The organism is Collinsella sp. AM23-17 (genome assembly GCF_003470945.1).
Classification (GTDB): Bacteria; Actinomycetota; Coriobacteriia; order Coriobacteriales; family Coriobacteriaceae; genus Collinsella; species Collinsella aerofaciens_O.
Genome location: NZ_QRHU01000024.1, coordinates 18,633 through 31,875, shown reverse-complemented (window position 1 = coordinate 31,875; position 13,243 = coordinate 18,633). Strand labels below are relative to the sequence as shown.

10 protein-coding genes are annotated in these 13,243 nt (G+C 60.2%); all 10 read left to right on the top strand.

Annotated elements, in window-relative coordinates:
* Positions 1-257: 257 nt before the first annotated feature.
* The 10 genes from DW645_RS08625 (at position 258) to rny (ending at position 13,243) form a co-directional block, all read left to right on the top strand.
* Complete coding sequence (locus tag DW645_RS08625) at positions 258-1,928, top strand: ribonuclease J (protein ID WP_118227248.1); 1,671 nt, start codon at positions 258-260, stop codon at positions 1,926-1,928.
* Between the two features lies 1 nt (position 1,929).
* Positions 1,930-4,704, top strand: a complete 2,775-nt coding sequence (locus DW645_RS08620; RefSeq protein ID WP_233524908.1) for a DNA translocase FtsK — start codon at positions 1,930-1,932, stop codon at positions 4,702-4,704.
* Positions 4,704-6,233 (top strand): helix-turn-helix transcriptional regulator, encoded by a 1,530-nt coding sequence (locus tag DW645_RS08615; RefSeq protein WP_118227247.1) that lies wholly within the window; start codon positions 4,704-4,706, stop codon positions 6,231-6,233. The genes DW645_RS08620 and DW645_RS08615 overlap by 1 nt, the downstream gene beginning before the upstream one ends.
* 26 nt (positions 6,234-6,259) lie before the next feature.
* Positions 6,260-6,757 carry a YajQ family cyclic di-GMP-binding protein gene (locus DW645_RS08610; protein ID WP_022094699.1) on the top strand — a complete coding sequence of 166 codons (498 nt, stop codon included), beginning with the start codon at positions 6,260-6,262 and terminating at the stop codon, positions 6,755-6,757.
* A gap of 27 nt (positions 6,758-6,784) precedes the next feature.
* Positions 6,785-8,134: a 30S ribosomal protein S12 methylthiotransferase RimO gene (rimO, locus tag DW645_RS08605; protein ID WP_117776236.1), complete on the top strand. Its 1,350-nt coding sequence runs from the start codon at positions 6,785-6,787 to the stop codon at positions 8,132-8,134.
* Between the two features lie 99 nt (positions 8,135-8,233).
* Positions 8,234-8,782: a CDP-diacylglycerol--glycerol-3-phosphate 3-phosphatidyltransferase gene (pgsA, locus tag DW645_RS08600; RefSeq protein WP_229071689.1), complete on the top strand. Its 549-nt coding sequence runs from the start codon at positions 8,234-8,236 to the stop codon at positions 8,780-8,782.
* Between the two features lie 12 nt (positions 8,783-8,794).
* Positions 8,795-9,325 carry a CinA family protein gene (locus DW645_RS08595; protein WP_117776238.1) on the top strand — a complete coding sequence of 177 codons (531 nt, stop codon included), beginning with the start codon at positions 8,795-8,797 and terminating at the stop codon, positions 9,323-9,325.
* A gap of 257 nt (positions 9,326-9,582) precedes the next feature.
* Positions 9,583-10,731, top strand: coding sequence for a recombinase RecA (recA, locus tag DW645_RS08590; protein ID WP_022094695.1), 1,149 nt, complete (start codon positions 9,583-9,585; stop codon positions 10,729-10,731).
* A gap of 11 nt (positions 10,732-10,742) precedes the next feature.
* Positions 10,743-11,435 (top strand): regulatory protein RecX, encoded by a 693-nt coding sequence (locus tag DW645_RS08585; RefSeq protein WP_117564289.1) that lies wholly within the window; start codon positions 10,743-10,745, stop codon positions 11,433-11,435.
* A gap of 257 nt (positions 11,436-11,692) precedes the next feature.
* Positions 11,693-13,243: a ribonuclease Y gene (gene rny, locus DW645_RS08580; RefSeq protein WP_117803171.1), complete on the top strand. Its 1,551-nt coding sequence runs from the start codon at positions 11,693-11,695 to the stop codon at positions 13,241-13,243.

Below are 13,243 nucleotides of genomic sequence, written 5' to 3'. Positions count from 1 at the left end.
AATGTGGCCTCCGTCGTGAGCAGGACTGTAGAGCAGGAAACTTCATCAGTGCCCGCCCCACGGGAAACCGGCGGGATAGACCGGTTTGGATGGGGCTTTGATGCATGGGTGGTCTGTTGGTGGGCAAATGGGTATCATACTGTGGTTATTGCATCGACTCTGCGATGCATGTTTGTACGTTCCCGGCGGTCGGTTTGCCAGAAGCGCCCCGTCGGTTGTTCCAGACCCGTTTCGAAGAAAGGAAACCACACTAACCTATGGCAGCTAAAAAATCATCTCCCTTGAAGATCATCCCGCTTGGCGGCCTTGACGGCATCGGCAAGAACATGACGGTCTTCGAGTGCGGCGACGACATGGTGCTCGTCGACGCTGGCCTCATGTTCCCGGATGACTCCCAGCCCGGTATCGACCTGGTGCTTCCCGACTACACCTATGTTCTTGAGAACGAGGAGAAGCTCCGCGGCATCATCGTCACCCACGGCCACGAGGACCACACCGGTTCGCTTCCGTATCTGCTGCAGGACCTCAACAATAAGGTGCCCATCTTCTCGAGCAAGCTGACGCTTGGCTTTATCGAGGGCAAGCTTTCTGAGTTCCGCATCCGCGCACCCAAGTTCCGCGAGGTCAAGGACGGCAGCCATGTCAACCTCGGCGGCATCTCGCTCGACTTCTTCTCGATGACGCACTCCATCCCCGGCGCTCTGGGCGTGTTCATCCGCACCAATCAAGGCACCGTTATGCACACCGGCGACTTTAAGCTCGACCAGACGCCCATCGACGGCGTCACGCCCGACTATGCCGCTATCAGCCGCTTTGCCAAGCAGGGCATCGACCTGCTTCTGTCCGACTCCACCAACGCTACGGTCCCCGGCTTTACCAAGTCCGAGGCCGAGGTTGGCCCCAATCTGCTGCATGCCATCAAGAATGCTCCGGGCCGCGTGTTCGTTGCGTCATTCTCGAGCCACATCCATCGTCTGCAGCAGATCTGCGACGCCGCCCGCAAGTGCGGCCGTAAGGTCGTCGTGACCGGTCGTTCCATGCTCACCAACACCCGCGTGGCACGCGAGCTGGGCTACCTCAACATCGATGATGCCGATATCATCGATGCCTTCGATATCGATAACCTGCCTGACGACAAGATCGTCGTCATGTGCACTGGTTCGCAGGGCGAGCCGCTGTCGGCTCTGTCCCGCATGGCCAATGGCGAGCACAAGACGCTCTCCATTCACGAGGGCGATACCGTTATCCTCTCGGCAACTCCCGTTCCTGGCAACGAGAAGGCCGTCCAGCAGGTCGTCAACAGCCTGGCCAAGCTCGGCTGCGACGTGTGGGATAAGAACCGCGCTCTCGTCCACGTCTCGGGTCACGGTAGCCAGGAGGAGCTCAAGCTCCTGATGGCCATGGCCAAGCCCACGTACTTTATGCCGGTTCACGGTGAGGCCGTGCATCTTCGCGCCCATGCCCAGCTGGCCCGCAAGATGGGCATCAAGGACGATCATATCTTTATCCTCGATAACGGCGACACGCTCGAGATGCGCGGTGGTATCGTCAAGCGCGGCACGCCCGTCGAGTCCGGCGTCGTCTACGTCGACGGTCTGCGCATCGGCGATACCGACCCCATCGTCCTGCGCGATCGCCAGAAGCTCGCCAACGACGGTATGGTTACGGCTGTCGCCATCGTCTCGCTCAAGCACAAGAAGATCGAGGCCATCGAGTTCTCGGGCCGCGGCGTTTCGTTTGCCATCGACGACCAGTTCTCCGAGGATGCCTCCGCGTCCATCATGAAGACGATCGAGAAGGGCAAGTTCAGCTTTACCAGCAGCGGTTCCGACGCCATTCGCAAGGCCGTGCGCGACTCGCTCTCCAACTTTATCTGGAGCCGTACGCGCACTCGCCCGATGATCATCCCGGTCGTCATGGAGGTTTAGTTTGGCGCGCGGATCTGCACAAAACGCCAAAGGCAATAAGGCCAACAACCAACCGGCATCTGCTAAGGGTGCCGGTTCCCATCTTCGTGCCAATAAGGGCCATGAGGCAGACTTCGACGATTTTGAGCCCTTGGTCGAGCCTTCGGCCAATCGCGATATCGCCGGTGTGGTCATCGCCGTTTTGGCGATCGCGTCCTTCATTGCCGTGATCTCTCCGGCAACAGCGCCCGTGACGGCTGCGGTTGCCGGTTTCTACCACCTGGGCTTTGGTCTGGGCGCCTACGTGCTGCCGATCGTCATCTTGCTGTTTGCCGCCACGCTCTTTTTGGGTGAGGACTCGCCGCTCAACGTGCGCTCTGTTGCGGGCGGCGCCTTGGTCTTTATCGCCGTCGTCTCCATTCTTTCGCTGATGGTGCCGGGCACGAGCGATTCGTGCGACCTTATGTTTACGCCGCAGAACCTTTCCGTGTCGGGCGGCTACATTGGCGCCTTTATCGCAAGTGCCTTGCAAAACGCCCTGGGTAAACCTATCGCCATGGTTGTCTTGCTGGGGCTTGTCGTCGTTGGTTTGGTCATTATCGGCTTTTCGGTGGGTGGCGTTTTGCGCTCCGCACGCGATCGCGCTGCCGATTTTGCCGAGCGTCGACGTGCCGATGTCAATGCGAGCCCGTGGGGCGATGAAGAGGCCCTGTCTGTTCCCGGCGTCGCTCGTCCGCACCTGAGCATTCTGCGCCAGAAGGGGACTGACGCCGCGGTGACCACGGTCATGGGTGGCGATGTCGACCCGGTTTTGGATGACGACGAGGACGATGACCCATTTGTCGACGTATCCGAGTCGGTTGAAGCCGAGCGCGCCAAGACCACGCTGCTGCCGCGCCGCCATGCCAAGAAGGGCAAGGCTGCGCCCAAGCTCAACACAAGCGAGCCCGACCCGTCTTGGTCCGATAGCGAGATTGAGCTCACCGAGGGTGACGACGAGGACGACGAGGCTCCGCTCGAGACCGCCAAGACAACCTTGCTGCCGCGTCGTCACGCCAAGCGCGGGCAGGTCACTGGACAGCTTTCGATGGAGGACGATCCGGACAAGGTTGACGAGTCCGAGCCGCCGTTTGCCGTGAACCCTGTTTCGGCCGCACCTCAGATTCCCGACTTCTTAAAGCATCCCAAGGTTGCCGATGCGCCTGCCACGAGTGCTATCGAATCGGCTGCGGCTCGTGATGGGGGAGTGGACGACGGCGCCGCAGATAACGAGGGCGAAGAGGAGGACGGCCTCAAGCTTCCGCCGCTCGAAATCCTGCATGCCAACCCGCAGTCGGCTTCCGCCGCGTCTTCGGACAAGGAGCTGGAGCAGACCGCTGAGTCACTGCAATCCACCTTGCTTGAGTTTGGCCGCAGTGCCCGCGTGGTCGGCTGGATCGCCGGCCCCACGGTGACGACCTTTAAGCTGCAGCCCGGTGAGGGCGAGCGTGTGAGCAAAATCTCGAGCCTCGAGGACGATATCGCGCTTTCGCTCGCTGCCCAGTCGGTGCGTATCTTTGCCCCGATCCCCGGCACCTCGCTCGTGGGCATCGAGATTCCCAACCGCAAGCGCCAGAACGTCAATCTGGGCGACGTGCTGCCCTATGTGAAGGGCGGTCCGCTCGAGCTCGCCATCGGCCGCGACGCCGAGGGCACGCCGGTTGTCGCCGACCTCGCCAAGATGCCTCACCTGTTGATTGCCGGTACGACCGGTTCTGGTAAGTCGGTGATGATCAACTCCATCATCACGACCTTGCTCATGCGCGCCCTTCCCGAGGACGTTCGCCTGATTATGGTCGACCCCAAGCGCGTCGAGCTTGCGGGCTATAACGGTCTTCCGCATCTCTATGTGCCCGTGGTGACCGAGCCTAAGCAGGCCGCGAGCGCTCTGCAATGGGCTGTGTCCGAGATGGAGCGTCGCCTGAAGGTCTTCGAGCGTCTCAACGTGCGTAAGATCTCGACCTACAACGAAAAGCAGGCTGCTGGCGAGTTTGAGCATTACGACAACCCGCCGCAAAAGATGCCCTACCTGGTCATTATCATTGACGAGCTCTCTGACCTGATGATGGTCGCCGGTAAGGATGTCGAGGCCTCGATCGTGCGTATTGCACAGCTGGGCCGTGCCGCCGGTATTCACCTTATCGTTGCCACGCAGCGCCCCAGCTCCAACGTGGTGACGGGCCTTATCAAGGCCAACATCACCAACCGCATCGCCTTTAACGTCGCCACGGGCATCGACTCGCGCGTCATCATCGACCAGATGGGTGCCGAGAAGCTCACCGGTTTGGGCGACATGCTGTTCTCCAAGGTCGACTGGGGCAAGCCCCGCCGTATCCAGGGCTGCTTTGTCTCGGACGACGAAATCAACGAGATTGTCGAGTTCGTCAAGTCGCAGAGCGAGCCCGACTACCACGAGGAGATTCTGTCCGCCGTGGCGCCCGCTTCCATGTCCATGGCTGGTGGCGGCATTGTCCGCACCGGAGTCGCCGAGCCGCAAGACGATGATCCGCTCATTTGGGAAGCCGCCCATATTGTGGTGGAATCGCAGCTGGGCTCCACATCTGGCCTGCAACGCCGCCTGAAGGTTGGCTATGCGCGTGCCGGGCGTATTATGGACATGCTGGAAGAAAAGGGTGTCGTCGGCCCGCCCGACGGTTCCAAGCCGCGCGAGGTCCTGTTGGACGAGGAAGGGCTTGCCGCGCTGGAATCTGTCGACGCCGAGATGGCACGTGAAGATCGTGAGTTTGGAGGATTCTGATGGCTGCACGCTTTGGTGACATGCTGCTCGAGCAGCGTCGCCGAATGGGCCTTTCCATTCAGCAGGTCGCCAACACCATCAAAATCAGGCCGCAGATCATCGAGTTTTTCGAGACCGGTAACTTTGCTTCGATGCCGCCGCGCGGCTATGCGCAGGGCATGATTTCGAGCTATGCTCGTTTTTTGGGCCTCAATCCGCGCGAGGTCGTCAATGCCTACTTTGACGAACTGATGGCATACGAACGCGAGACGTCGCAGCAGGGCGGTCGTTTCCAGGACGCCGCCGGCTACGTCAATTCGCGTTCCTCTGTCGATAACGGGCGCTTCCTGATGGTTCAGGGCGGTCGTTCGACTCGCTATGGACAGCGTCCTCAGCAGGCCGGTTATATTACCGAGACGGGTTCGGGCGAGGAGATTCGCTCGCAGCGTGACCGGTTCCGCAGTACGCCGATGCCCGAGGACCGTGCACTTCCCGCTGCCCGCGGCGTGGCGCGTGACCCTCGTGCCGGCTACGGCGACGGCGGCTATTCCGATCGCGGTCACCGTGGTATCTCTGCCGGTCGTGCTCGCGGCGGCTATGCGGACGCCGATACCACGCAGGTGACGCCGCGTCTTCGCTCTCAATCACAGCCGTATGGCCAGCGCTCTTCGGCTCCGCGTGCGGGCCAGCGTGGCTATCAAGGCCGCGGTGAACTTGCGCCCCGATCGGGTCAGCGCAGCCTTCAGGGCCAGGGTGGCTATCGCGGCCGTTCCGATAGCCATCGTGGCCGTATGCCTCAGGGAGGCGGCCGCAGCAGTTCCAGTCGTGGACGCGGCGGTTCCCGTGCTCCTCAAAACAACGGGCTCGATCCGCGTATCGTCTACGCCGGTATCGGTGCCGTGGCGTTGCTGCTGATCGTGCTCATCGTGGTACTTCTGCGCGGCTGCGCATCTTCGACGCCCGAGACCACGCCCGAGACGCCCACTGCTACCAAGACGACGACCAAGAAGTCTTCTAAGAAGACCGAAACGGTCGACGAGGACGAAGACACCGATGAGCCGACTGACGAGTCGACTGATTCGGACGCCGCCAAGACGACGGCTAAAAAGGAAGAAAACGAGGTAACGAAGGTCAAGGTCTCCGTTGCCAAGGGAAAGACCGCCTGGATTGAGGTCAAGGTCGATGGCAAGTCGGTCTATGGCGCCCAGGCGACTGGCCCCTTTGAGCAGGAGTACACGCCTGAGTCCTCGATCGAGATCACCACGTCCAAGCCTTCCGATGTCACCGTTACCAAGAACGGCGAAAAGGTCCGTTACGATACCAAGACCTCGGGCGTGGCGCGTGTGACGATCACCGTTCCCAAGAAGGAGACGACTGGTTCCGAGAATGGTGAAAGTTCTGATGGTACCGACACCACCGATGGTACCGACACCACCGATGGTACCGGCACCACCGACGGCACCGATGCCCAGTCCACGGATGGCGCCGATACCGCAACTGACGGCCAGACGCCCACCGATTCTACCGACTATTCGTACGATAGCTACTAAGCCGCTCGTACGCGAAAGGAAACATCATGGCTAAAGATTCCAGCTTCGACGTCGTGTCCGAGGTCAACATGCAAGAGGTCGACAACGCCTTCCAGCAAACCACGCGCGAGATTTCCCAGCGCTATGACCTGAAGGATTCCGGCGCCACGATCGAGCTTTCGAAGGGCGACAAGCTCTTTACGATCAACGCCCCGGCCGACTTTGTCTCCAAGCAGATTATCGACGTGCTGAGCTCCAAGCTCATCAAGCGCGGCATCGACCTCAAGGCTGTCTCGTGGGATGCCCCGCAGGCGGCATCGGGCGGCACCGTGCGCGTGCTCGGCCATATCGTCGAGGGTATCGACCAGGCGACCGCCAAGAAGATCAACAAGGACATCAAGGACCAAAAGCTCAAGGTCAAGGTGACTATCGAGGCCGACAAGCTGCGTGTTTCCTCTGCTTCGAAGGACGCGTTGCAGACCGTGATCCAGTTCCTGCGCGACCAGGACTACGGCCAGCCGCTGCAGTTCACCAACTATCGCTAATATCATTCGAAAGGACTGCTCTCCAACATGGATACACCGTTGGGCTCCGTGCTCTACATCACCCTCGGGTGCGCTAAGAACGAGGTTGACACCGACCGCATGCGTTCTCTTTTGACCGCCGCGGGCTACGAGGAGGCATTCGACCCACAGGATGCCGATATCGCCATCGTCAATACATGCTCGTTCCTCGCCTCCGCAACGTCCGAGAGCATCGAGACCACGCTCGAGCTCGCCAACGAGGTTCAGGACGGCGTTCGTTCTTGCCCCATCGTCATGTGCGGCTGTGTGCCGTCGCGCTATGGCGACGATCTGCCCGATGAGCTGCCCGAGGTCGCTGCCTTTGTGAAGGCCGACGAGGAGGATGGCATCGTGGCGGTCATCGATGGCGTGCTGGGCGTCGAGCGCGAGATTGCCGCCTATATTCCGCAGGTCAAGCGCACCGTCGAGGGCGCTGTCGCCTACGTCAAGATCTCCGATGGCTGCAACCGCTTCTGTAGCTTCTGCATGATCCCGTATATCCGCGGTCGTTATCACTCGCGCAATGCCGAGAGCATTATTTCCGAGGTGCGCGACTTGGTTGCCGGTGGCGTGCGAGAGATCGTGCTGATCGGCCAGGACACGGGTATTTGGGGCACCGACTTTGCCGACGAAGACGTCACCGATGGCTCGCCGCGCAATCTGGCGCAGCTGCTGCATGCCGTCGCCGAGGCCGTGCGCCCGCACAACGTCTGGGTCCGCGTGCTCTACCTGCAGCCCGAGGGCATGACCGACGAGCTTATCGATACGATTCGCGATACGCCCGAGGTACTGCCTTATATCGATATCCCCGTGCAGCACTGCGACGCGCGCATCCTCAAGGCTATGCGCCGTTCTGGTTCGCGCCAGGAGCTCGAGGACCTGTTCCGTGATCTGCGTGAGCGTATCCCCGGCATTGTGATCCGTTCCACGGCCATGGTCGGCTTCCCGACCGAGACCGACGACGAGTTCCGCGACCTTATCGACTTTATGGACACCGTCGGCTTTGACTACACGAGCGTCTTTGCCTACTCGCAGGAGGAGGGCAGCCTGGCCGCTAAGATGGAGGGTCAGGTCGATGAGGAGGTCAAGCTCGAGCGCGCCCAGGAGGCCATGGACCTGGCCGAGTCGCTCGGTTTTGCCGCCACCGCCGCACATGTGGGCGAGCGCGCCCAGGTGATCGTCGACGGCATCGAGGAGACCGAGGACGGCGCCGAGCTGATCGGCCATGCTTGGTTCCAGGCGCCCGATTCCGATGGCGCGGTGCACTTGGACGCCAGCGAGGCGTCCGTGGGCGATATTCTGACGGTCGAGTTTACCGATAGCTTCTGCTATGAGCTTATCGGCCATGTTGTGGAGTAGGAGAGCATCGTGGCAAACGAGAGCAATAAGGAACTGACGAGTGTTTGGACGCCCGCCAACATCGTGACGTGTGTGCGCATCGTCTTTATCCCGGTGTTCATGATCGTGTCGGCGCTTTCTCACACGAGTGTTGCCGGTACAGATTGGAGCACCTTCGACGGCCCGCTCGCCGCCGCAGCCTTCATTCTGTACGTCATCCTGTCGTGCACCGATAAAGTTGACGGCTATCTGGCGCGTTCGCGCAATGAGATTACCGACTTCGGTAAATTCTTGGACCCCATTGCCGACAAGCTGCTCGTGTTCTCGGCCTTGCTGCTGTTCTTGGACTTTGGCGCCGTGTCGGTTTGGTCCGTGTTCATCATCTTGTTCCGCGAGCTGTTGGTAAGCGCCCTGCGCATGGTTGCGAGTGCCGCCGGCGTGGTCGTTGCCGCCGATAAGCTTGGCAAGTACAAGACGGCGACCACGATGGTCTCCATCTGCGGTTACCTGTGCGTCTTTGCGATGGCCGGCTTGCACCTTGGCCCGCTGGCGCTGACGCTCGGCATCTACTCGGTGTCGCGCTTCCTGTACGCCGTTGCCGTTGTCCTGACCGTTATCTCGGGCGCCCAGTACTTCTGGAACTGCCGCAAGATCGTCTTTTCGGTCTAGGTTCTGGTGGGTATGACGGACTCTTTTGAGCAGATTTCCGCACATAACGAGGAGCTGGCGCGTCATATTGTCGAGCGCGCGAGCGCTCGGGGCGTGACGGTTTCAACGGCTGAGTCGCTGACAGCAGGTATGATCGCCTCGACGATTGCCGATATCCCGGGCGCCTCGGCGGTGCTGCGTGGCGGTGCGGTGACCTACTGCGATGAGATCAAGCATCGCGTTTTGGGTGTTGATCAGGAGACGCTCGACCGCTATACCGCGGTGTCGCATCAGACCGCGCGCGAGATGGCGGCGGGTTCGCTGGAGCTGTGCCAGAGCGATATTGCAGTGAGCGCAACGGGTTATGCCGGCCCCGGCGGCGGCACTGAGGACGATCCGGCTGGCACTTTCTATATTGGCTGGGCGTATCGCGCGGCTGATGGGGAAGTGCCGGTCGTGGACTCTGTGCGCTGCCACTATGAGGGCGACCGTTCGCGTGTTCGTGCCCATGCGGTCGCGGAGGCATTGGAACGCATTGCCCTTGTGCTTAACTCTATGGAATAGACGTGTTTTAAGGGGCCTTCGGGCCCCTTAATTGTGGAGATAGGGACCTTAGGCTCATTTGGCGTTTGTGCTGGTTGTAGACGTAATTTTGCCTGCCTTGTTCATATTTGGTCCTTTGTGGTCAAGCATTTGGTCAGTGTTTGGTCGGCGTTTGGTTGGGTTTTGGAAAGGTCGGCTGCATATGATTTATCTGAACGGTTGACCACGAACAGCCGTTCGTTTATTATCGATGCAGGTTGTTAAGAGGAGGGCTTTTCATGGCCAAGAATTCAGGTCCCGTACGTACCGTTCATGCTCGCACGACGGGTAAAGAGCGCGATGAGATGATCGCCACCACCAAGGCCGAGATCGAGAAGAAATTCGGCCAGGGTTCCATCATGAGGTACGGCGACGGTGGCCCCGAGCTCGAGGTCGAGGCCATCCCTACGGGCGCTCTGGCACTCGATGCCGCTCTGGGTATCGGCGGTGTGCCGCGCGGCCGAATCGTCGAGATCTACGGTCCCGAGTCCTCCGGTAAGACGACGCTTTCGCTCGAGATCCTGGCCGAGGCCCAGGCAATGGGTGGCGTGGTGGCATTTATCGATGCCGAGCACGCGCTCGATCCCACGTATGCCGCGCGCATTGGCGTGGATATCGACGAGGTACTGATTTCCCAGCCTGATACGGGTGAGCAGGCGCTCGAGATTGTTGACATGCTCGTGCGTTCCGGCGCCATCGATGCCATCGTCGTCGACTCCGTCGCCGCGCTGACCCCGCGTGCCGAGATCGAGGGAGAGATCGGCGATACCACGGTCGGTTTGCAAGCTCGCCTGATGAGTCAGGCGCTCCGCAAGCTCGCCGGCTCGCTGTCCAAGTCCAACACGACATGCATCTTCATTAACCAGCTGCGAGAGAAGATCGGCGTCATGTTCGGCAACCCCGAGACCACGACGGGCGGCCGCGCCCTTAAGTTCTTCTCTTCGGTGCGTATCGACATTCGCCGCATCGATAGCATTAAGCTCAAGGATGAGGTTATCGGTAACCGCGTGCGCGCCAAGGTCGTTAAGAACAAGGTGGCAGCTCCATTCCGTTCTGCTGAGTTCGACATCATGTACGGTACGGGCATCTCTAAGGAGGGCTCGATTCTGGACATGGCTGTCGAGTGCGGCATTTGCAAGAAGATGGGCTCCTGGTTTGCCTATGGCGAGGATAAGCTCGGCAACGGTCGCGAGGCCGCCAAGGCGTTCCTGCGCGAACACCCCGATTGCGCCGACGAGATTGAGCATAAGGTCCGCCTTGCCTGCGGGCTTGAGTTTGATGACGATGCTCCGTCCGAGGTCGAGCTGACCGATCAGCCTGCGCCTGAGGAGTTTGACGAGCTTTACGCCATCGATGGTTCCGCCATGCTCGATGATGACGACGAGTAGCGGTTACGCTCATGTCGTATACGGTGACCGAGGCCACGGTCGTCTTTCCCGATAAGAAGGCGGCCTCCTCGTTCTCGAGCGGGTATGCGTCCAAAAAGCCTTGCGCACATATCGATTGTGAGCTTGAGGGCGGTTTTGAGCGGTCCATTTGGATTCCCGTGCGGGTCGCGCGCCTGTATGTCAAAAATCGCCCCGATCTTCCCTGTGATTGGGATAACTTTCGTGAAGCGGTGCAGCTCATCGAGCGTAAATGTGCACTTACCATGGTGACCGAGATGCTATCGCGACGCGACCATGCGACGGGTGAGGTCTGTGACAAGTTGGCACGCTACGGCTTTCGCCAGCCCGCGATCGATTTCGCCGTCGAGCGCGCCACCGAGTATCGCTTTTTAGACGAGAACCGCTTTTGCTCGTACTTTATCGAGGAACGCAAGCGGCGCGGTTGGGGACAGCGTAAAATCGAGACCGAGCTCAAGCGCCGTCATGTCGTGCTCGATGATATTCCCGGTTATCCGGAGGATTATTTTGCCGTCGAAGACGATTTGGCGCGTGCGTCAGCCCTGCTCGCCAAGCGGCGTGTTCCAGAGACGCGCGGATTCGAAAAACTGGTTCGGTTTTTGATGGGCAAGGGCTTCTCGTATCACATCGCCGCCGATGCCGTTAAGGCACGTCTCGATGCCGAACGTGAGGAATGTGCGGTTTAGGCGTATGCGTTTTGTGGCCCTGCCGTTCACCGCGTTTTAGCCGCCGTGCTGGGGCCATTTATTTGACAGTTGTTGTGGTTCAACGTACGATAAACACTGTCATTTGCTTTGTGATATGTGCTCATCTGTGATAAGTTTGTTTATATGTTTATCTGTATCCGACCCGCATAAGCTGCGCCCATATTACTCAAATGTCGCGAGCCGTTCGTAAGGACGGTTCGCTTTGTTGTGTAACGAATCCATAAAAAGGAGTGAGCATGCCTATCATCGCAGCGCTCGTTGGCATCATTTTGGGTGCCATCGCCGCCATTGCCTACATGCGCACCGCCAAGCAGGGTAGTCTTCACGAGGCCGACGAAAAAATCCAGTCGGCACACGCACAGGCTGAGTCCCTGATCGGTGATGCTAAGCGTCAGGCCGAGACCCTCAAAAAAGAGGCTCTGCTCGAGGCTAAAGAGGAGATCATCAAGAACAAGCAGGCCGCTGAGGCCGAGGACAAGCAGCGTAAGAACGAGATTCGTACGCTCGAGAACCGCGTGATGCAGCGCGAGGAATCCCTCGATCGCCGCAACGACGCGCTTGACAAGCGCGAGCATCAGCTGTCCAGCCAGGCCGGTCAGGTCGAGAAGCGCTCCCGTGAGCTCGAGGAGCTCTGCGCAAAGCAGACCTCCGAGCTCGAGCGTATCGCCGACCTTACCCGCGAGGACGCCCACAAGGAGCTCCTCAATAAGGTTCGCGGCGAGGTCACCCACGAGGCCGCCACGATCATTCGCGAGTCCGAGCAGCAGGTTCGCGCCGAGTGCCACAAGACCGCCCAGGAGATTCTGTCTCTGGCGATTCAGCGCTGCGCTGCCGACCACACTGCCGAGGTCACCGTTACCTCCGTGCACATTCCCTCTGATGACCTCAAGGGCCGTATCATCGGTCGCGAGGGTCGCAACATCCGGACCTTCGAGCAGGTTTCCGGCGTCAACCTCGTGATCGACGACACGCCCGAGACCGTCGTTCTTTCGAGCTTCGACCCGGTCCGTCGTGAGACCGCCCGTGTCGCCCTCGAGAACCTCATCGCCGACGGCCGCATTCACCCTGCCCGTATCGAGGAGATGTATCACAAGGCCGCCGACCTGGTTCAGCAGCGCGTGCGCGAGGCTGGCGAGCAGGCTGCCTTCGATACCGGCATCCACGACCTGCACCCCGAGATCGTCAAGACCCTTGGTGCCCTGCGCTACCGTACCTCGTTTGGTCAGAACGTGCTTCAGCACTCCCTCGAGGTCTCTGATCTGTGCGGCGTGATGGCTTCCGAGCTTGGCCTGGACGTTGTGACTGCCAAGCGCGCCGGCCTGCTGCACGACCTGGGCAAGGCAATCGACCATGACGTCGAGGGCCCGCATGCCGTCATCGGCGCCGAGCTGGCCCGCCGTTATGGCGAGAAGCCCGTTATCGTCCACGCTATCGAGGCTCACCATGCCGATGTCGACCCCAACACGGTGCTCGATGTCCTGGTGCAGGCCGCCGATGCTGTCTCTGCCTCTCGCCCCGGTGCCCGTCGCGAGTCTGCCGAGAACTACATCAAGCGTCTTGAGAAGCTCGAGGAGATCGCCAACTCCCATGACGGCGTCGAACGTACCTATGCCATGCAGGCTGGTCGCGAGGTCCACGTCATGGTTCAGCCGGACAAGATCTCCGATGCCCAGTCCACGGTCCTGGCTCACGATATCGCCCATCAGATCGAGGAAGAGATGGAGTATCCCGGTCAGGTGCGCGTCGTCGTGATTCGCGAGAGCCGCGCTGTCGATATCGCTAAATAA

Excerpts from the sequence above, each read along its gene's own strand:
- DW645_RS08625 (WP_118227248.1), top strand. The coding sequence starts at position 258 with ATGGCAGCTAAAAAATCATCTCCCTTGAAGATCATCCCGCTTGGCGGC.
- DW645_RS08615 (WP_118227247.1), top strand. The coding sequence starts at position 4,704 with ATGGCTGCACGCTTTGGTGACATGCTGCTCGAGCAGCGTCGCCGAATG.
- DW645_RS08610 (WP_022094699.1), top strand. The coding sequence starts at position 6,260 with ATGGCTAAAGATTCCAGCTTCGACGTCGTGTCCGAGGTCAACATGCAA.
- rimO (WP_117776236.1), top strand. The coding sequence starts at position 6,785 with ATGGATACACCGTTGGGCTCCGTGCTCTACATCACCCTCGGGTGCGCT.
- pgsA (WP_229071689.1), top strand. The coding sequence starts at position 8,234 with ATGATCGTGTCGGCGCTTTCTCACACGAGTGTTGCCGGTACAGATTGG.
- DW645_RS08595 (WP_117776238.1), top strand. The coding sequence starts at position 8,795 with ATGACGGACTCTTTTGAGCAGATTTCCGCACATAACGAGGAGCTGGCG.
- recA (WP_022094695.1), top strand. The coding sequence starts at position 9,583 with ATGGCCAAGAATTCAGGTCCCGTACGTACCGTTCATGCTCGCACGACG.
- DW645_RS08585 (WP_117564289.1), top strand. The coding sequence starts at position 10,743 with ATGTCGTATACGGTGACCGAGGCCACGGTCGTCTTTCCCGATAAGAAG.
- rny (WP_117803171.1), top strand. The coding sequence starts at position 11,693 with ATGCCTATCATCGCAGCGCTCGTTGGCATCATTTTGGGTGCCATCGCC.